General features: G+C 59.8%; 19 protein-coding genes. 17 read left to right on the top strand and 2 right to left on the bottom strand.

The annotated features are described in order from the left end of the window. The first annotated feature begins 28 nt into the window (after positions 1-28). The 3 genes from lpdA to AAGF34_RS19860 are packed head-to-tail and all read left to right on the top strand — an operon-like array spanning position 29 to position 3,232. The gene (lpdA, locus tag AAGF34_RS19850; protein ID WP_342617431.1) at positions 29-1,456 is read left to right on the top strand and encodes a dihydrolipoyl dehydrogenase; all 1,428 of its coding nucleotides are present in this window, start codon (positions 29-31) and stop codon (positions 1,454-1,456) included. A gap of 22 nt (positions 1,457-1,478) precedes the next feature. After that, entirely contained in the window at positions 1,479-2,582 is a 1,104-nt protein-coding gene (gene zapE, locus AAGF34_RS19855; protein ID WP_342617432.1) for a cell division protein ZapE, read from the top strand. Next, on the top strand, positions 2,579-3,232 hold the full coding sequence (locus tag AAGF34_RS19860) for a hypothetical protein (protein WP_342617433.1): 654 nt from the start codon (positions 2,579-2,581) through the stop codon (positions 3,230-3,232). The genes zapE and AAGF34_RS19860 overlap by 4 nt, the downstream gene beginning before the upstream one ends. Here AAGF34_RS19860 and AAGF34_RS19865 read toward each other — a convergent pair. Beyond that, positions 3,198-3,959 carry a protein phosphatase 2C domain-containing protein gene (locus AAGF34_RS19865; protein WP_342617434.1) on the bottom strand — a complete coding sequence of 254 codons (762 nt, stop codon included), beginning with the start codon at positions 3,957-3,959 and terminating at the stop codon, positions 3,198-3,200. The two genes, AAGF34_RS19860 and AAGF34_RS19865, sit on opposite strands and share 35 nt — an antisense overlap. 113 nt (positions 3,960-4,072) lie before the next feature. Between AAGF34_RS19865 and AAGF34_RS19870 the strand changes: the two genes are divergently transcribed. Further along, positions 4,073-4,276, top strand: a complete 204-nt coding sequence (locus AAGF34_RS19870; RefSeq protein ID WP_342621142.1) for a YdcH family protein — start codon at positions 4,073-4,075, stop codon at positions 4,274-4,276. After that, a complete protein-coding gene (locus AAGF34_RS19875) occupies positions 4,277-6,271 on the top strand; it encodes an ATP-dependent DNA helicase (protein ID WP_342617435.1) in 1,995 nt (664 codons plus the stop codon). It abuts the gene before it with no gap. Here the strand turns inward: AAGF34_RS19875 and AAGF34_RS19880 are convergent. Continuing rightward, positions 6,240-7,043: an outer membrane protein assembly factor BamD gene (locus tag AAGF34_RS19880; protein WP_342617436.1), complete on the bottom strand. Its 804-nt coding sequence runs from the start codon at positions 7,041-7,043 to the stop codon at positions 6,240-6,242. The two genes, AAGF34_RS19875 and AAGF34_RS19880, sit on opposite strands and share 32 nt — an antisense overlap. Before the next feature lie 14 nt (positions 7,044-7,057). Here AAGF34_RS19880 and AAGF34_RS19885 point away from each other — a divergent pair, with 14 nt between their 5' ends. From AAGF34_RS19885 to der, 12 genes are all read left to right on the top strand, one after another. Beyond that, positions 7,058-8,074 carry an RluA family pseudouridine synthase gene (locus AAGF34_RS19885; RefSeq protein ID WP_342617437.1) on the top strand — a complete coding sequence of 339 codons (1,017 nt, stop codon included), beginning with the start codon at positions 7,058-7,060 and terminating at the stop codon, positions 8,072-8,074. A gap of 125 nt (positions 8,075-8,199) precedes the next feature. Next, positions 8,200-8,901 (top strand): SMC-Scp complex subunit ScpB, encoded by a 702-nt coding sequence (scpB, locus tag AAGF34_RS19890; protein ID WP_342617438.1) that lies wholly within the window; start codon positions 8,200-8,202, stop codon positions 8,899-8,901. Then, the gene (locus tag AAGF34_RS19895) at positions 8,898-10,205 is read left to right on the top strand and encodes a pseudouridine synthase (protein WP_342617439.1); all 1,308 of its coding nucleotides are present in this window, start codon (positions 8,898-8,900) and stop codon (positions 10,203-10,205) included. The genes scpB and AAGF34_RS19895 overlap by 4 nt, the downstream gene beginning before the upstream one ends. Positions 10,206-10,272: 67 nt before the next feature. After that, positions 10,273-10,698: a nucleoside-diphosphate kinase gene (ndk, locus tag AAGF34_RS19900; protein WP_342617440.1), complete on the top strand. Its 426-nt coding sequence runs from the start codon at positions 10,273-10,275 to the stop codon at positions 10,696-10,698. Between the two features lie 8 nt (positions 10,699-10,706). Further along, on the top strand, positions 10,707-11,858 hold the full coding sequence (gene rlmN / locus AAGF34_RS19905; protein ID WP_342617441.1) for a 23S rRNA (adenine(2503)-C(2))-methyltransferase RlmN: 1,152 nt from the start codon (positions 10,707-10,709) through the stop codon (positions 11,856-11,858). Next, positions 11,855-12,682: a type IV pilus biogenesis/stability protein PilW gene (gene pilW / locus AAGF34_RS19910; RefSeq protein WP_342617442.1), complete on the top strand. Its 828-nt coding sequence runs from the start codon at positions 11,855-11,857 to the stop codon at positions 12,680-12,682. Before rlmN ends, pilW begins: the two co-directional genes overlap by 4 nt. Beyond that, positions 12,675-13,583 carry a helix-turn-helix domain-containing protein gene (locus AAGF34_RS19915; RefSeq protein ID WP_342617443.1) on the top strand — a complete coding sequence of 303 codons (909 nt, stop codon included), beginning with the start codon at positions 12,675-12,677 and terminating at the stop codon, positions 13,581-13,583. Before pilW ends, AAGF34_RS19915 begins: the two co-directional genes overlap by 8 nt. Further along, the gene (gene ispG / locus AAGF34_RS19920) at positions 13,583-14,851 is read left to right on the top strand and encodes a flavodoxin-dependent (E)-4-hydroxy-3-methylbut-2-enyl-diphosphate synthase (RefSeq protein ID WP_342617444.1); all 1,269 of its coding nucleotides are present in this window, start codon (positions 13,583-13,585) and stop codon (positions 14,849-14,851) included. The genes AAGF34_RS19915 and ispG overlap by 1 nt, the downstream gene beginning before the upstream one ends. 41 nt (positions 14,852-14,892) lie before the next feature. Continuing rightward, a complete protein-coding gene (gene hisS, locus AAGF34_RS19925) occupies positions 14,893-16,179 on the top strand; it encodes a histidine--tRNA ligase (RefSeq protein ID WP_342621143.1) in 1,287 nt (428 codons plus the stop codon). A gap of 12 nt (positions 16,180-16,191) precedes the next feature. Continuing rightward, complete coding sequence (locus tag AAGF34_RS19930; RefSeq protein WP_342617445.1) at positions 16,192-16,887, top strand: tetratricopeptide repeat protein; 696 nt, start codon at positions 16,192-16,194, stop codon at positions 16,885-16,887. A 29-nt stretch (positions 16,888-16,916) separates the two neighbouring features. After that, positions 16,917-18,023: an outer membrane protein assembly factor BamB gene (gene bamB / locus AAGF34_RS19935; protein ID WP_342617446.1), complete on the top strand. Its 1,107-nt coding sequence runs from the start codon at positions 16,917-16,919 to the stop codon at positions 18,021-18,023. 17 nt (positions 18,024-18,040) lie between these two features. Next, positions 18,041-19,384 carry a ribosome biogenesis GTPase Der gene (gene der, locus AAGF34_RS19940; protein ID WP_342617447.1) on the top strand — a complete coding sequence of 448 codons (1,344 nt, stop codon included), beginning with the start codon at positions 18,041-18,043 and terminating at the stop codon, positions 19,382-19,384. The last annotated feature ends 26 nt before the right edge of the window (positions 19,385-19,410 follow it).

Raw genomic sequence — 19,410 nt, forward strand, 5'->3', positions numbered from 1 at the left:
TCAGATGTGGATAACGAAAGAGTGAATCATGAGCAAACAATTTGATGTGGTCGTTATTGGCGGTGGTCCTGGCGGCTACATCGCTGCCATTCGTGCGGCCCAACTGGGCTTCAACGTTGCATGTATCGATGAGTGGAAGAACGCAGCGGGTGGCCCGGCTCCTGGCGGAACCTGTACCAATGTGGGCTGCATTCCCTCCAAAGCCCTGCTGCAGTCCAGCGAGCATTTCGAGCAGGCCAACCACCACTTCGCCGACCACGGCATTACGGTCAAGGACCTAAAGATGGATGTGGCCACGATGATTGCCCGCAAGGACACCGTTGTGAAGCAGAACAACGACGGCATCCTGTACTTGTTCAAGAAGAACAAGGTCACTTTCTTCCATGGACGTGGCTCGTTTGTGAAGGCTGTCGAAGGCGGTATTGAAGTCGCCGTTGCGGGCAAGACCGAAGAGACCATTGCTGCCAAGCAAGTCATTGTCGCTACCGGTTCCAACGCACGTGCCTTGCCCGGGACGCCTTTCGACGAGGAAAACATCCTGTCGAACGACGGTGCATTGCGCGTGGGCGCGGTGCCCAAGAAGCTGGCATTGATCGGCTCCGGTGTGATCGGCCTGGAAATGGGCTCCGTGTGGCGCCGTCTGGGTTCGGAAGTCACCATCCTCGAAGGTTTGCCCACATTCCTGGGCGCTGTGGACGAACAGATCGCCAAGGAAGCCAAGAAGGCTTTTGACAAGCAGGGCCTGAAGATCGAGCTGGGCGTAACCGTCGGCGAAATCAAGAACGGCAAGAAGGGCGTGTCCATCGCCTACACCAACGCCAAGGGTGAAGCACTGACCCTGGATGCCGACAAGCTCATCGTCTCCATCGGCCGCGTGCCCAACACCATTGGCCTGAACGCCGAAGCCATTGGCCTGAAGCTCGACGAGCGTGGCGCCATTGTGGTGGATGGTGACTGCAAGACCAACGTGCCCGGCGTCTGGGCCGTGGGTGACGTGGTGCGCGGTCCCATGTTGGCGCACAAGGCAGAAGAAGAGGGCGTTGCCGTGGCCGAGCGCATTGCGGGCCAACACGGACACGTGAACTTCAACACCATTCCCTGGGTCATCTACACCAGCCCGGAAATCGCCTGGGTGGGCCGCACCGAGCAGCAGCTCAAGGCCGATGGCGTGAAGTACAAGGCTGGCACATTCCCATTCCTCGCCAATGGCCGGGCACGCGCCTTGGGCGACACCACGGGCATGGTGAAGTTCCTGGCGGACGCAACCACCGATGAAATCCTGGGCGTCCACATCGTGGGCCCCATGGCCAGCGAGTTGATCTCCGAAGCCGTGGTGGCCATGGAATTCAAGGCCAGCGCAGAAGACATCGCCCGTATCTGCCATGCGCACCCCTCCCTGAGCGAGGCGACCAAGGAAGCCGCTCTGGCAGTGGACAAGCGTACCTTGAACTTCTAATCCGACGCGGTTACAAAAGCCGGTGCGGCGCAGCGTCAAAGAGACTTATGAAGCGGAGTTGGCCGCGCGCGGGTACAAAGCCGACCCGGCGCAGCTGCGCGCCGTTGCGGCCCTGGACCGCTGTGCCCAGGAGTGGACGCACTACAAGGAGAAGCGCTCCAACGCCCTGAAAAAGCTGATCAACCGGCCCGAGATTCCGCGTGGCGTGTACATGTACGGTGGAGTCGGGCGGGGCAAAAGCTTCCTGATGGACTGCTTCTTCAACTCTGTTCCGCTCAAGCGCAAGACGCGGTTGCACTTTCACGAGTTCATGCGCGAAGTGCACCGCGAGTTGGCGGACCTGCAAGGCACGGTCAACCCGCTGGATGAGCTGGCCCGGCGCATGGCCCTGCGCTACAAGCTGGTCTGCTTTGATGAGTTCCATGTGGCGGACATCACCGATGCCATGATCCTGCATCGCCTGTTGTCGGCCATGTTCGCCAATGGTGTGGGCTTTGTCACCACCTCCAATTTCAAGCCGGACGATCTCTATCCGAATGGCTTGCACCGTGACCGTATCCTGCCGGCCATTGCCTTGCTCAACAGCCGCATGGAAGTGCTCAGCGTAGACAACGGAACCGACTACCGCAGCCGCACGCTGGAGGCAGTCAAGCTCTATCACACCCCTTTGGGGCCACAGGCCGACGAGGCCATGAAGCAAGCTTTTGATGCGCTTGCCGAGCAGCAGGACGAAGACCCGGTGCTCCACATCGAGTCGCGTCAGATCAACGCCTGGCGCAAAGCTGGTGGCATTGTCTGGTTCAACTTCAAGACCTTGTGCGGCGGTCCGCGCTCGCAGAACGACTACCTGGAAATCGCTTCACGGTTCCACACGGTATTTCTGAGCGACGTGCCGCGCATGTCGGTACGTCTGGCGTCCGAGGCGCGGCGCTTTACCTGGCTGGTGGACGTGCTGTATGACCGGCGGGTCAAACTGATTCTTTCTGCGGAGGTGGAACCGGATGAGCTGTATACCGAAGGCCCCTTGGCGCATGAATTTCCCCGCACGGTGTCGCGTCTCCATGAGATGCAGTCCAAGGAATACCTGGCGCTGGAGCGGCGTGTTGTGGATACGGGTTTGACATGAAGCGCATCGCTACCTGGGTGCTTTCTGTGCTGCTCACCCAGCCGTTGTGGGCACAAGCTGTGGCGCCACCGCAGGCGTCTGACTCACAGGACGCTCTGGCGCAGATTGAAGCCACGCGGGCACGCGAAAACGCGGCCTTTGATGCGCAGGAAGCAGAGTGCTACAAGCACTTTATCGTCAACAGCTGTCTCAAAGACGTTCAATCCAGGCGCACGGCCAAGCTGCGCGATCTCAAGCGGCAGGAAATCAGCCTGCATGACGCAGAGCGCAAGCAGCAAGGTGCAGAAGCCTTGGAGCGCATCGAACAGAAGACCCAGGAAAAGGCCGACAAGGATGCCCAGGCGGAGCTGGATTCGGCCGGCAATACGACGCAGGACCGGCAGCAGGCCCAAAAGGACAAGCAGGCGGAGCATGCCGCCAAGGCGACCAATCCAGGCGTCGCCGCCTCGGGGCCGCGTGAGACTACGGCGCCGACCGCTGCCCAGCAGGCGCAGAACCGGGAGGCTTATGCCAACAAGTTGGCTGAAGCCGCCAAGAAGCGCGAGGCGGCGGCCAAACGCATCAGTGAAAAGACCGGCAAGCCGCTGCCTCCCCGTCCAGCGGCTTCCCAGGCTGTCAGCCCAGTGGCTCCAGCTTCACAACCACAATAGACAAGTTGTCGCCGCCCCCACGCGCGCGGGAGCGGGCTTTGTCGATCAGGAATTCGGTGGCTTCGCGGGCAGACAGCGTGGACAGGACGGAACCGATTTCGCTGTTCTTGAAGTAATGCCAGACACCGTCGCTGCAGGCCATGAGTGTGTCACCGGCGCGCAGTTGGGGGATGAAGTGGTAGGCAATCGGCGGATCGCTTTCGGTGCCCAGGCAACCCATCAGGATATTGGACTGCGGATGTACTGCCGCCTGCTCCTCCGTCAACTCACCTTTGTCCACCAGGGCCTGCACATAGGAGTGGTCTTTGGTCCGTTTGACGAAGGTGTTGCCGTGAAAGTAGTAGATGCGTGAATCACCGGTATGCGCCCAGTGGCAATCGCCACCCGGATTGATGATGAATGCCGCCATCGTGCTGTGGGGTTCCTGCTCGGAGGAAATGGCTGTGAGTTTGATGACCAAGTGGGCTTCATCCACGATCTGCTTCAGGATGGCGGAGGCATCTTCGGTTGCCGGGTCATAACGGTCAAATACCTGTTTGGCGGTCATCATCACCTGGTCGGAGGCCTTGCGCCCACCGCTGCGGCCACCCATGCCATCGGCCACGATGGCCAGGATGCATCCATTCACGCGCGGATGCTGCAGCAGCGCCAGCTGGTCTTGCTGGTAGTCACGGTCGCCCTTGTGGATGCCGGTGGAAGCGGTAAGACGGTAGCCTGTGGTAGCCATTGTTGCGCTCGCGTGAAGCGTTCCTCTCGGTAAACTGTATTCTGGTCGTATTATCGAGCCAGCAGGTGTTGATCCAACACCAAAGCGGCGCAAACTTTTATTCTTATTTCCCCTTGAGCCTTAACTTGAATTCCCCACAGCGACGCTTGATTGCGCTGCGGATGGAGCACAGCGATCTGGACGCACTGATTGACCAAGCTGCTGACAAAACGCCGGTGGACGAGCTGATGATGCGCAGGCTGAAGAAAAGGCGCTTGGCCTTGCGTGACGAAATTGCCCGTATCGAGCAATCTCTGCTTCCGGACGAGCCCGCCTGAATGGTCGAAAACCAGGCAGTTGCCGCAGCTTTTGGCATCGGCGGCCCCCTGGCTGCATCGGTGCCGGAATACCGCCCGCGTGAAGGTCAGTTGCAAATGGCCCAGGCCGTGGCGCAGGTCATCGAGCAGGGGGGAAAGTTGATAGTGGAGGCCGGAACGGGCGTGGGCAAGACCTATGCGTACCTGGTACCCGCACTGCTTTCGGGCAAGCGCGTACTGGTGTCCACCGCTACCAAGGCATTGCAGGACCAACTGTTTGGCCGCGATATTCCCAGGTTGCGTGAGTTGCTTGGTGTATCACTGCGCGTGGCGCTCCTGAAAGGGCGGGGCAGTTATTTATGCCTGCACCATCTGGAATCCGCACGGCAAGACTGGCGTCTGGATGACGGCCGGGCCTTGCACCAACTGGCACGTATTGAAAGCTGGGCCCATGCCACGCAGACCGGGGACCTGTCCGAGGTGGAAGCGCTGGATGATTCTTCACCTCTGATGCCGTTGGTCACCTCCACGCGGGAGAACTGTCTCGGTGCCCGTTGTTCGCAGTTCAGCCGCTGCTTTGTAAACACGGCCAGGCGCGAGGCACTTGCAGCGGATCTGGTTGTGATCAACCATCACCTGTTTTTTGCGGATCTGAATGTGCGTGAATCCGGTGTGGCAGAGTTGCTCCCCAGCGTGCACACCGTGATATTCGACGAGGCACACCAGCTCAATGAAATCGGCGTGCAGTTTCTGGGGCGGCAGTTGGGCAGCGGTCAGCTCAGCAACTATGCACGGGACCTAGAGCGTGTTGCGCAAGTGCACGCGCGTGGCCTTGCGCCCTGGCCTGAGCTGGCCCAGGCAATAGAGCAGGGCGCTGAGGCCTTGCGCTCGCGTTTTCCTGTACAGGACGCAGCGGTACGGATGGAGTGGCGTGTGGTTGGCGAACGCTGGAATGACTTCCTGCAGGCCTGCCAGGCTTCCATGGCACATGCCCATGACGCTTTGGACATGCTGGCGGAGACAGCGCCCGAGCTGCAGGTGCTGCAGCAGCGGTGTGGCGACTTGATGGAGCAGCTTCAATTGTTCCTGCAGCCGATTCCGCCCGGCGCGGTCCGCTGGCTGGAGGTCGGGCGTCAGGTGCGCATGCTGCAGTCTCCCATGGATATTTCCCTGGCCATGCAGACCCGTGTGTTTGCGCAGCAAGAAGATGCGACTGCGGGGGCGGGCAAATCCTGGATATTTACCTCGGCCACCTTGGGTCACGATGCCGGTCTGAGCTGGATTGTGGAGAGCTGTGGTTTGGCCGGTGCGCATGTCCTGAAAGTGCCCAGTCCGTTCGACTATGCGCGGCAGGCGGCCCTGTACGTGCCTTCACATTTCCCCAAGCCTGGCGACGCCTCGCACAGCCACGCGGTGGCTCAACTTGCCCTGGAGGGTGCGCGGCAACTTGGTGGACGTACTCTGGTACTAACTACCACGCTTCGGGCCATGCGCACTATTGGCGATGCCCTGGCCACCGCCATGCAGGGGCATGCTGATCTGGAGCTTCTGGTGCAGGGCGTATTGCCCAAGCGCGAGCTGCTATCGCGTTTTTTGCAGTACGCTGAAGATAGACAACGGGGCGCCATACTGGTGGCATCTGCCACCTTCTGGGAGGGTATAGACATGCCCGGCGAAGCTTTGCAATTGCTGGTGATTGACAAGCTGCCGTTCACACCGCCGGATGATCCGGTGTTGCAGGCACGGTCCAAGTCTCTGGAGAGCCAGGGAAAGAATCCGTTCAAGCATTTGCATTTGCCACAGGCGGCCGTGGCCCTGCGGCAGGGGGCCGGTCGACTGATACGGCGGGAATCAGACCAGGGTGTGCTAGTCGTGTGCGATACGCGCCTGACCCAGATGGGCTACGGGCGCCAACTGTTGGCCACCTTGCCTGCAATGCGCAGGCTGAATAGTGAAGCGGACTACCGGCAAGCGCTAGAGGCGCTTACCAGAGCTTCCACCAAGGATCATTGCTAGTGCGCTCACCTTTGGTGAGGAACTCAGAATTGGGGTAGTTGGTTTCCATGATGCGCTTGGCGTCATCACGCAGCTTCGTCAGGCCCAGGGCGTCGTACGACTTGTAGATGATGAACATGGCCTCTTCGACCGCGGGCACGTCACGGTAGTCTGCGACTGCCGTCTGCGCACGGTTGACCGCAGCCAGATAAGCGCCGCGCTTGTAGTAGTAACGTGCCACGTGCACCTCGTACTGCGCCAGCGAACCCACGATGTAATTCATGCGCTGGGTGGCGTCGGGTGTGTAGCGGGAATTCGGGAAACGGGCCACCAGTTCCTTGAAGGACTCAAAGGCTTCCTTGGAGGCTTTCTGGTCCCGTTCGGACAGATCCTGACGGGAAATGGCTGAGAACAGACCCAGATCGTCATTGAAGTTGATGATGCCCTTGAGGTACATCGCGTAGTCCAAGGCAGGGCTTGCCGGATGCAGCTTCATGAAGCGGTCCAAGGTTGCAATGGCCTGTGCCGGCTCCTGTGTGCGGTACTGCGCGTAAGCCTTCTCAAGCTGGGCCTGTTGTGCCAGCGGTGTACCAGCGGCACGCGCTTCCAGCTTTTCGTACAGGGGAATGGCCTTGTCATACTGGCCGGAGTCCGCAGAGTCTTTGGCTTCCGCATAGATGGCGTTGGGACTCATGGTGGCAGTCTTGTCGACTGGGGTGGAGCATCCACCCAACCCCAAGGCCGCGGTCATTAGCGCCACAGCATAAACGACCGATAATTTGACTCGCAACATTGTGGGAAACTTTCTTGAAACAGACGGACGGGATTATATCGGCCACCCCCCTTGAGCTTGGCAGCGAGGAGTCGGAAGAGCTGGGGCCGGACTCCGATATCCGCATCCTGCAGGTGGACGCAAGGTACCACGGCGAGCGCCTGGACAAGGTTTTGGCCCTTTCGGTCAGCGAATTTTCCCGTAGCTATTTGCAGCAGTTGCTGGAGTCCGGTTTGGTTACGGTCAACGGCAAGGTCGTTACCAAGACCTCGCAAAAGGTTCGGGCGGGCGACTCCATCAGTCTGGAGCTCAAACCCACGCCGCAAAGCCAGGCTTTCAAGCCGGAGGAGGTGGCGTTCGGCATCGCCTACGAGGACGAGCATTTGATGGTGGTCAACAAGCCCGCGGGCCTCGTAGTGCATCCCGCGCCAGGCAACTGGAGCGGAACGCTGCTCAACGGGTTGCTGGCCCACGCTCCGTGTTTCCTGGAAGTGCCGCGGGCAGGTATCGTGCACCGTCTGGACAAGGACACCAGCGGCCTGATGGTTGTGGCCAAGACCCGCGTCGTGATGGATGCACTGGTCAAAGCCATTGCTGCCCGAGAGGTCAATCGCCAGTATCTGGCGCTGGCGCATGGCGCCTGGAACGGGCCGGTGCAACGCACGGTGGATGCGGCCATTGGTCGGGATGTGCGCAATCGCTTGCGCATGGCGGTGGTGGACCTGGCCACACAGTCGGGCAAGGAGGCGCGCACCGACTTTGAGTTCCGTCGCGGTGACGCCACCCATTGCCTGGTGCATTGCAAATTGCATACGGGCAGAACCCATCAGATCCGGGTGCACATGGCTTTCATCGGTCACTCTTTGGTGGCGGACAGCGTGTACGGCGGCCTGCCCCAGTTGGGTCTGACTCGCCAGGCGCTGCATGCGACCCGGCTGGCATTTATCCACCCGGTGACGGGCGAGCCGCTACAGTTTGACGCCGATCTTCCCACCGACATGCAGCGTGCACTGGCGCAAATGGTGCCTGCGTTACAATCTGGCAAAGCCTGAAGGGCTGCAGACCACGCCGTACCATCGTTGCGAGGGTCGCCACAGGGTCCTCCCCCTGTTTGCCTTCCGAAGAAATCTCATTGATGTGTCGCCGTGATGGCGATGTTTCCGGAAATTGCCTGACTATGAACTTGGCTGAAGCAAAGCGGGTGCTTGAAACTGCGCTGATTTGCACCCAACAACCGATGCCTGTGCGTGACATGCGAGCGCTGTTTGCCGACGCGCTGGGTGCAGACACGCTCAAAACACTGTTGCAGGAACTGCGCGACGATTGGGCCAACAGCGGTGTGGAGCTGGTCAACGTGGCCACTGGCTGGCGTTTCCAGAGCCGTCCGGAGATGCGTGAGTACCTGGACCGCCTGCACCCCGAGAAGCCACCGCGCTATACCCGTGCCACGCTGGAGACGCTGGCCATCATTGCCTACCGCCAGCCGGTGACCCGCGGCGACATGGAAGATATCCGTGGCGTCACCATCAGCTCTTTGCTGATCAAGCAGCTGGAAGATCGCGGCTGGGTGGAAGTGATTGGTCACCGTGAAGCTGCAGGCCGTCCGGCGCTTTACGCAACCACCAAACAGTTTCTGGATGATTTGGGGCTGGAGTCGCTGGATCAGTTGCCTTTGCTGGAAGGTCCGGCCGAAGCGTCCCAGGCATTTGAATCGTTGATGCCTTTGGAAGAAGAGCAACCCGCCTTGCTGGCTCCCGAGCCCAACCCGGATGAGCCCGAGCTGCAAATGGATTTACCCGTTTCGGAGCAGCCTGTAGAGGAAGCCGGCGACTCTGCCGGAACCGATACCAACCCCCCTATGGATGGAACCTTGCTATGACTGAACCCGACTCCACAAAACCCCAGGAGGTCGAAGAAGCCCCGGTTGAACCCGGCGCCGTCGTGTTTACCGTAGCCCCTTCTGAAGAGGATGCTTCTGCTGCACCGGTGCCCGCGACCGCGGCCACTCGCTTTGACGACATTCTTTCCGGCCAGTTTGATGCCGACGAGGAAATCACCGAACTCGCCCCGCCAAAGCGCGTGCTCGCGCCCATGGCCGAAACGCCCAAGCTGCACAAAGTGCTGGCACAAGCCGGCATGGGCTCGCGGCTGGAGATGGAACAGCTGATTCTGGAAGGACGTATATCCGTCAACAACGAGCCGGCCCATATTGGCCAACGCATCCAGTTCGGAGACAGCATCAAGGTCAATGGCAAGCCCATCCGGGTGCGAATCGATCCGCCGCCAGCGCGCGTCATTGCCTATCACAAGCCTGTGGGGGAGGTGGTGACCCACGATGACCCGCAGAACCGCCCCACCGTATTCCGCAAATTGCCCAAGCTCCCGCAGGGCAAATGGCAATCGGTTGGTCGCCTGGACTTGAATACGGAGGGGCTGCTGCTCTTCACCAGCTCTGGTGAGTTGGCCAACAATCTGATGCACCCGCGCTTTGGGTTGGAGCGCGAGTATGCAGTACGCGTTCTGGGCGCCCTGACCAAGGAAGAAAAGCAGCAGTTGCTGGATGGCGTGCAGCTGGACGACGGCATGGCACAGTTCGGTTCGATTGAAGATGGGGGCGGAGAGGGCTCCAACTGCTGGTACCGCGTCACCATCTCTGAGGGCCGCAACCGCGAAGTGCGCCGCATGCTGGAGGCGGTGGGCCATGCAGTCAGCCGCCTGATCCGTATCCGCTATGGCGCCATGATGCTGCCGCGAGGGCTCAAGCGCGGGGCCTGGATGGAGCTGGACGAGTCGGACATCCGCGGGCTGATGCAAGCTGCCGGCGCACCGCGCAAGGCGGGTGAGCGCGCTGAAGGTGGACGCGATGGTGCCGGCAATGGCGCTCCGGGCAACCGCGGCCCGCGCGGAAACCGCAGGCGTTCCGGTGGTCCGCGTGCCAATGGTGGCAACGCCAATGGCAATGCAGGGCGCGCACCCGCAGGATTCAATGGCGGCGGCAAGGGTAATGGAGCGCGGGGCGACCGTGCGCCAGAGCGCTCGGGCGGCGCTGGTCAGCCCGACCCCATGAAAACTTCGGTGGGATACATCGGTGCGGATAGCTTCAATCGCCAGCGCCAGGATCGTGGCTCGCGACCAGGCGGTCCCGGCGGTCCACGCCGCGGGGGGAGAGGCCGCCCGGGCTAGCTTGCAATGCTAAAATCAGTAGCTTTGCTTATGTAAGCAAATTACTCAACCCAGATCAGGAATCTCCATGACTATCGAACGCACACTTTCCATCATCAAGCCTGACGCCGTTGCAAAAAATGTGATCGGTCAAATTTATGCACGTTTTGAAGCCGCCGGCCTCAAGATCGTGGCTGCCAAAATGGCTCATCTGTCACGCGGCGAAGCCGAAGCTTTCTACGCTGTGCACAAGGCACGTCCCTTCTTCAAGGACTTGGTCGACTTCATGATCTCCGGCCCCGTGATGATCCAGGCGCTGGAAGGCGAAAACGCCATTCTCAAGAACCGTGACCTGATGGGCGCGACCGACCCCAAGAAGGCCGCCGCGGGAACCATCCGTGCTGACTTCGCTGACAGCATTGATGCCAACGCTGTGCACGGTTCTGATGCCCCGGAGACGGCTGCGGTTGAAATCGCATTCTTCTTCCCCGGCATGAACGTCTATTCACGTTAATTTATGCAATGACGGCCAACCTGCTTGATTTCGATCTGGAAGGATTGGCTGCTTTTTGCGAGCGGCTGGGTGAGAAGCGCTTCCGCGCCACCCAGTTGTTTCGCTGGATTCATCAAAAAGGCGCAGCCCAATTTGATGATATGAGTGACTTGGCCAAGTCCTTGCGCGAAAAGCTCAAGACAACGGCGCACATTCAGGCACCCAACGTCATTTCCCAGCATATTTCTGCGGACGGCACCATCAAGTGGCTGTTTGACGTGGGCGGTGGCAATGCCATCGAGTCCGTGTTCATTCCTGAAGAAGATCGCGGCACGCTGTGTGTGTCTTCGCAGGCCGGCTGTGCCGTAGGCTGCCGCTTTTGCTCCACTGGCCACCAAGGCTTCAGTCGCAATCTCACAGCGGGCGAAATCATTGGTCAACTGTGGTTTGCCGAGCATTTTTTGCGCAAGTACCTGAAGACCCCGGACCGTGTCATCTCCAACGTGGTGATGATGGGTATGGGTGAGCCGCTGCAGAACTACCAGCCTTTGGTGCAAAGCCTGCGCGTCATGCTGGACGACCATGGCTATGGCCTGTCGCGTCGGCGCGTCACGGTATCCACTTCGGGTGTGGTGCCCATGATGGACCGCCTGGGACAGGATTGCCCGGTTGCACTGGCCGTGTCGCTGCATGCGCCCAACGATGCATTGCGGGACAACTTGGTGCCGTTGAATCGCAAGTACCCGTTGCATGAATTGTTGCAGGCCTGCCAGCGTTATCTGGCATTTGCGCCACGCGACTTCATTACCTTTGAATACTGCATGCTCGATGGCGTGAACGACACGCCCGCGCATGCCAAGGAACTGGTGAACCTCATCAAGTCCCAGTCGGCGCAGAGCTGGTGCAAGTTCAACCTGATTCCCTTTAATCCCTTCCCCGCATCCGGTCTTAAGCGCTCCAATAACGCTGCCGTGCAGGCATTTGCGAAAGTGCTAGCCGATGCCGGTATCGTTACCACCGTGCGCAAGACAAGAGGCGACGATATCGATGCCGCTTGTGGTCAGCTTGCCGGTGACGTGCAGGACCGCACAGCGGTGGAAAAGCGCATTGCCAAGCAGCGCACCATTATGTTGACCCCGGTGGCAGGCGCCACCGAGACTCTGAGAGACTGCGAACCATGATGAAACTGCGAGTGCTGCAATCCATTTCGCTCACGGCTCTGTTGGGCTGGACGTTGGCCTTGCTGGTGGCAGGTGGCGTTGCCGGGTGCGCGGGCAGCGGCGTATCGGCGTCTTCCACGCCCGAAACTTTCACGGATTCCGACGAGCCCGAAAGCCGCAAGCGTGCAGACAATCGGCTCAAGCTGGCGGTGCTGTATTTCCAGGACGGCAAGAACAATTTCGCCTTGGACGAGGTCAAGCAGGCCATATTGATCGATCCTTCCTGGTTCCAGCCCTACTGGATGCGTGGCCTGATCCAGATGAAGACCGGCGACTTGCCACAGGCCGAAGCCAGCTTCCAGAAGGCGCTTTCGATCAACCCCAATTCGTCGGACGTGAAGCACAACTATGGTGTGTTGCTTTGCAAGATGAAGAGGCCTGCTGATGCCATGCGGATGTTCTCCGCTGCATTGGCAGATCCAAACTACGGACAACGCTCCAAGACCTGGCAGGAGCAGGGCATCTGCCAAATGAACAGCGGGCAGTTGGCCGAGGCGGAGAACAGTTTTACACGCTCCTATCAGCTCGATGCCTCCAATCCCATTACTGGATACAACCTGGCCTACCTGCTGGCACAGCGCGGCGACTGGGTGAGGGCGCAGTTCTACGCGCGTCGTATCAACAATAGCGAGCGCGCTTCTGCCGAATCCTTGTGGCTGGGTATCAAGATCGAACGCAGTCTGGGTCTGCGCGAAGCCCAATCTCAGCTTGAGTCTCAATTGCTCAAGCGATTTGCTCAGTCCAAGGAAGCCTTGGCACTGGAGCGCGGAGCCTTTGATGAGTGATGAATCTGTTGTGAGTGCCGCTACACCTGCTGAGGCCGAGATTACCGCTGGCACCTTGCTGCGCCAGGCGCGAGAAGCGTCCGGATTGCATGTGGCGGCTCTCGCCGTTGCGATGAAGGTTCCGGTCAAGAAGCTGGAGGCGCTGGAGGCGGACCGCTTGCAGGACTTGCCGGATGCGGTGTTTGTACGGGCGCTGGCAGCCAGCGTGTGTCGCACGCTCAAGGTAGATCCTTCACCGATTCTGAGCAAGTTGCCACAGTCGGCAGCACCGCGATTTGAAGCGGACGACCGTGGCATCAATACGCCGTTTCGCAGCCACGCAGGCTATCACGGTGGATCACTGAAAAGCTTTGCCACCAAGCCTGCAGTGCTAGCTGTGCTGGCTTTGTTGTTGGGTGCTTTGGTAGTCTTGTTCTTCCCAGAGCAACGCCACGTAGAACCCGCAGTCACGGCACCCGTGGCCGCCCCAGCCGATGCGGCGGCTCCCGCTGAAACTGCTGCAAATGGCGTATCGCAAACGCCTGCAGCCCCGGCTCCTCTGGCAAGCGTCCCATCCGTGGTGGTGGCAAGCGGTGCGACCGACGGTGTGTCGTCGGCCCAGGTGCCCGCCAAGATGGCATCCGCCCCGTCTGCCGCTGCTTCGTCTGCCCCAGCAGTGGCCCTTCCAACCGTCATCGCATTCAAGGCCAAGTCGGAAGCCTGGGTGCGGGTGACCGATGCCAAAGGCACTGTGCAGTTTGAGAAGACACTGAAGACTGGTGAAACCGGTGCGGCAGGCGGCGAGCTGCCGTTGGCCGTCGTTGTTGGGAACGTCAGTGCGACCGATGTTGAGGTGCGCGGACAGCCCTTCAGCCTGGACACCCTGAACAAGAACAATGTGGCCCGTTTTGAGGTGAAGTGATGGAACAACAAAAGCCCATTGAGTTGGCCACACCCCGTGTGCGCTCTTCGCTGCAATCAACTGTCGTTTGGGGCAGCCGGGTCGTGACCGTTGGAGGAGGCGCACCAGTGCGTATCCAGTCCATGACCAATACCGACACGGAGCAGGCCATCGAGACGGCGGTTCAGGTCAAGGAACTGGCTTTGGCCGGCTCCGAGATGGTGCGCATCACGGTCAACACGCCAGAAGCGGCGCAGGCTGTGCCCTACATCCGTGAGCAGTTGGATCGCATGGGCGTGGATGTGCCGCTCATTGGTGACTTCCACTACAACGGCCATCGCCTGCTGAGTGACTTTCCAGATTGCGCACAGGCGTTGTCCAAGTACCGTATCAACCCCGGCAATGTGGGCAAGGGTGACAAGCGCGACCGCCAGTTCGGCCAGATGATTGAGGCTGCCGTCCGCTGGAACAAGCCGGTGCGCATCGGCGTGAATTGGGGTAGCCTGGACCAGGAACTGCTGGCGTCCATGATGGACGAAAACAGCCGCCGTCCCCAACCCTGGGACGCCAAGCCGGTGATGTACGAAGCCCTGATCGCCTCAGCAATCGGCTCCGCACAACGCGCCGAGGAAATGGGACTGCCTGCCAACCGGATCACGCTGTCTTGCAAGGTCAGTGGTGTACGCGACCTGATTGCCGTATACCGCGAACTGGGTAGACGCTGCAATTACCCCCTGCATTTAGGCCTGACCGAGGCCGGCATGGGTACCAAAGGTACAGTGGCTTCCGCCGCGGCTCTGGCCGTGCTGCTGCAAGAGGGTATCGGCGACACGATCCGTGTATCGCTGACACCTGCTCCGGGCGAGTCGCGTACGCAGGAGGTGGTCATTGCCTCGGAGATTCTGCAGTCGCTGGGCCTGCGCACCTTTGTGCCCAGCGTTACGGCCTGCCCGGGCTGTGGCCGTACTACCAGCACCACGTTCCAGGAGCTGACGCAGCAGATCGATGATTTTCTGCGGGCTCAGATGCCGGTCTGGCGTGAGCGCTATCCCGGTGTTGAAAACCTCAAGGTGGCCGTCATGGGTTGCATCGTCAATGGCCCAGGGGAAAGCAAGCATGCCGACATCGGCATCAGCTTGCCCGGTACCGGCGAGGCACCTGCTGCGCCTGTCTTCATCGACGGCGAAAAGCGCATGACACTGCGCGGCGAAAATATCGCCTCCGATTTCCAGCAAGTCGTTGAGAACTACATCCAGCAGCGCTTCGGCGCTGACGCGGTTTCCGCTTGAATATCACCCAAGGCATGAACGAAAAAACAACACCACGCAAAGTGGAAAAACTCGCTGCCGTCAAAGGCATGAATGACATCCTCCCACCGGACTCCGCCCGATGGGAAGCTCTGGAAGAACGCGTGCGCAACCTGATGCGCCGTTTCGCCTACGAAAACCTGCGTACTCCCATCGTGGAGCCCACGGCCTTGTTTGTGCGCGGGCTGGGCGAGGTGACCGACATCGTCGAAAAGGAGATGTATTCCTTTGAAGACCGGCTCAATGGCGAGGCACTGACGCTGCGGCCGGAAAACACGGCAGGTGTGGTGCGTGCGGCGATCGAGCATTCTCTGCTCTACAACGGCGGCAAGCGCCTGTACTACATGGGTCCCATGTTCCGGCACGAGCGCCCGCAGCGTGGGCGCTATCGCCAGTTCCATCAAATCGGCGCCGAAGCGTTGGGCTTTTCCGGTGGCGAAGTGGATGCCGAACTGATTTTGATGGCACACGCACTGTGGCAGGAAATTGGCTTGACCGATGTCGCACTGCAGCTCAATAGCCTGGGCCAACCGGAAGAGCGAAACGCCCACCGCGCGGCGCTAATCCAGCATTTTGAAGCCCATCTGGATGTACTGGACGAAGAGGCCAAACGCCGGTTGCACCTCAACCCATTGCGGTTGCTGGACAGCAAGAATCCGGCAATGCAAGCAGTAATCGAAGCTGCGCCGCGTCTGCTGGACTTCCTGGGCGAGGCATCCAAACGCCATTTGAAGACGGTCACCGACGTGCTGGAAGCCAACGGCGTGGCCTACAGCATCAATCCGCGTCTGGTGCGTGGCATGGACTACTACAACCTCACGGTGTTTGAGTTCGTCACCACCAAGCTGGGCTCGCAAGGCACCATTTGTGCGGGTGGTCGCTATGACTACCTGTTCGAACAGGTTGGCGGCAAGCCAACTCCGGCGGTTGGCTGGGCCATGGGTATCGAGCGTGTACTGGAACTTCTGAAGGAGCAGGGTGCTGCTGAAGACGGCCCTGCACTTGACGCCTATGCGGTAGTGCCCGACGCTGCCTTTTTGCCCCAGGTGATGGGCTGCCTGCAGACCCTGCGCAGTCAGGGCCTGTCGGTGCAGATGCACGCCACAACGGCAGAAGGCATGGCCAGCATGAAGTCCCAGTTCAAGCGGGCAGACTCCTCAGGTGCGCGCTATGCACTCATCTTTGGCGCTGATGAAATGGCACAGGGCCAAGTCACTGTCAAAGCGCTGCGAGACTCCACCGTTGCCCAGCAAACCCGCGCCTTGTCAGAGGCTGCCCAGTGGGGCAAGAGCCTACAATCCATCGCTTAACTCCTTAGTCCTATGGCAAATCATCTAGATCTCGAAGAACAAGAACAACTTGATGAAATCAAGCACTTTTGGAAGCAATACGGCAACGCCATCACCTGGGTGTTGATCGTCGTTCTGGGCGCGTTTGCCGCCTGGAACGGCTACCAATATTGGCAACGCAATCAGGCTGCACAGGCCGCAGCCATGTTTGATGAAGTGGAAAAAGTCTCCCATGAAGGAGACACCGACAAGCTGGAGCGGGCCTTTGGCGACATGAAAGACCGCTTTGCTTCCACGACCTACGCTCCGCAGGCTGGACTTCTGGTGGCCAAGACCTTGTATGAAGCCGGAAAGCTCGATGCTGCCAAGGCAGCTTTGACGTGGGTGGCAGAAAAGTCCAAGGACGCCGGTTACGCATCGGTGGGACGTCTGCGCTTGGCTGGATTGCTGATCGATGCCAAAGCCTATGACGAAGCGCTGAAAGTGCTGGATTCTGGTGTGGCGGAAGAGTTTGCCGCACTCCAGGCGGACCGCCGCGGCGATATCTACATGGCGCAAGGCAAGAAGGCCGAGGCCAAGGAGCAATACTTGAAAGCCTACAAGCTGTTTGACGCGGGCGTGGACTACCGCCGTCTCGTGGTGGTCAAGCTCAACAGCCTGGGCGTTGATCCTCAGGCAGACGAGAGCACCAAAGCCTCGGTTGCTGGCGACCAAGCGGCGGCCAAGTGATTGCTCTTTTTGACGGGAAGAATGTCGTGATGCGTTATTTGTTTGCGCTGGTGGTTTCAGTGGTTCTGGCTGCCTGTGCGGGGCCGGATCGACCCAAGCCCGCGGCATTGGCTCCCAATGTGCCCTTGATGAATGTGCGTGCGGTCTGGTCGGGATCGGTGGGTACAGTGGACTTTCCGCTGGATGTGCGGGTCGTGGATGGTCGGGCCTACGTCGCTGGCGGCAATGGCACGGTGGCCGCTTTGGACGCCCAGACGGGTGCTGACGTATGGCGCGCCCATCTGGATACGCCCTTGAGTGCCGGAGTCGGAAGCGACGGTCGTTACGCTGCCGTGGTGTCGCGCGCCAATGAACTGATCGTGCTGGAAGAAGGCAAGGTCCTTTGGCGTCAAAAGCTCAAAGCCTTGACGCTGACTGCTCCCTTGGTAGCGGGCGCACGGGTCTTTACTCTGTCGAGTGACCGTACGGTCAGTGCCTTCGATGCGGCAGGTGGACAGAAACTCTGGCAACAGACACGTACGGGTGATCCACTTGTGCTTGGACAGGCAGGCCTGTTGACTGCGGTGGGTGATACATTGGTCGTTGGATTTGCTGGCCGAGTGGCAGGTTTGAATCCCGCCAATGGAAATGCCCGTTGGGAAACTGCAGTGGTCAGCCCCCGTGGCACCAATGAGGTTGAGCGATTGGTGGACGTGGTGGCAGGATTCAGTCGTGAAGGTAACCAGGTTTGCTTGCGTGCATTCCAGTACGCCGTGTCGTGTGTGGATGCTGCAAGCGGTCGCATACTGTGGAGCAAGACAGCCAATGGTGGCAACGGTGTTTCCGGTGATGCAGCCATGGTCGTTGGTTCGGAAGGCGATGGCCGCCTGTACGCGTGGAAGCGCAAGGACGGTGACCGGCTATGGGACGTGGAACGCTATCGTTTCCGCGTGCTCAGCGCGCCACTGGTGATAGGCCGCTCCCTGGTGTTTGGTGACGATTCCGGCAATTTGCATTTTCTGTCCAAAGATGACGGATCCGCGCTGAACCGCCTGATGACCGATGATTCCGGTATTGCCGTTGCCCCCGTTCTGGCTGGCAAGACGTTGCTGGCCGTGAGCCGTCGTGGTTCCATTTACGCATTTCGCCCGGAATAAGCAGGGCGCATTTATTCATGAAACCCGTAATAGCCCTGGTCGGCCGACCGAATGTTGGAAAGTCCACACTTTTCAACCGCCTGACCAAGTCCCGCGACGCGATCGTGGCGGACTACGCCGGGTTGACCCGTGACCGTCATTACGGCCACGGCTCGCAAGGCAAGCACCAGTACATCGTGATTGATACCGGTGGTTTCGAGCCTGATGCCAGCAGTGGTATCTACAAGGAAATGGCCAAACAGACGCGCCAGGCAGTAGCCGAGGCGGACGTCGTTGTCTTTGTCGTGGATGCGCGCGGCGGGCTTTCGGCACAGGACCATGACATAGCCAAGTACCTGCGCAAATTGAGCAAGCCTTGTCTGCTGGTTGCTAACAAGGCCGAAGGCATGACCCAGGGCGTGCAACTGGGTGAGTTCTTTGAGCTCGGACTGGGTGAAGTCGTTCCCATCTCCGCTGCGCACGGGCAGGGCATTCGCACGCTGGTTGAAATGGCGCTGGCACCTTTGCATTTGCCGGATGAAGACGATGACGCAGACGGTAAGGACGAAGACCCCGGCGTCATCAAGCTGGCAGTGGCCGGACGCCCCAACGTCGGCAAGTCCACGCTGATCAACACTTGGCTGGGCGAGGAGCGTCTGGTTGCTTTCGACATGCCGGGCACCACGCGCGACGCCATCTCTGTGCCGTTCGAGCGCAACGGACAACGGTTTGAGCTGGTGGACACCGCTGGATTGCGCCGCAAAGGCAAAGTGTTTGAGGCGATTGAGAAGTTTTCAGTGGTCAAGACCCTGCAGGCGATTGAATCCGCCAGCGTTGCCTTGCTGCTGATCGATGCGACCCAAGGGGTTACTGACCAGGACGCACATATCGCAGGCTACATCCTGGAGTCCGGGCGGGCGGTGGTAATTGCCGTCAACAAGTGGGATGCGGTGGACGAATACCAGCGCGAGCTGGTCAAGCGGTCGCTAGAAACCCGCATGGGCTTCCTCAAGTTTGCCACCGTGCACTTTATTTCCGCGCAGAAGCGCCAAGGACTGGGGCCCTTGTGGGATTCCATTGCCCAGGCGCACCGTTCGGCCAACTGCAAAATGCCGACCCCGGTGCTGACCCGTTTGCTGCTGGAAGCGGTCCAGTTTCAAACCCCCAAGAAGACGGGCATGTATCGCCCCAAGCTGCGTTATGCCCATCAAGGTGGCATGAATCCCCCCATCATCGTGATCCATGGCAATTCCTTGGAACATGTGACCGAGGCCTACAAGCGGTTCCTGGAAGGGCGATTCCGCAAGGAGTTCAATCTGGTCGGAACTCCCTTGCGGATTCAGATGAAAAGCGCCAGCAATCCCTACGCGGACGAAGAATAGCCAGCATATGAGTTTGGAAAATCCGC

The sequence above is a fragment of the Rhodoferax sp. GW822-FHT02A01 genome (genome assembly GCF_038784515.1).
Classification (GTDB): Bacteria; Pseudomonadota; Gammaproteobacteria; order Burkholderiales; family Burkholderiaceae_C; genus Allorhodoferax.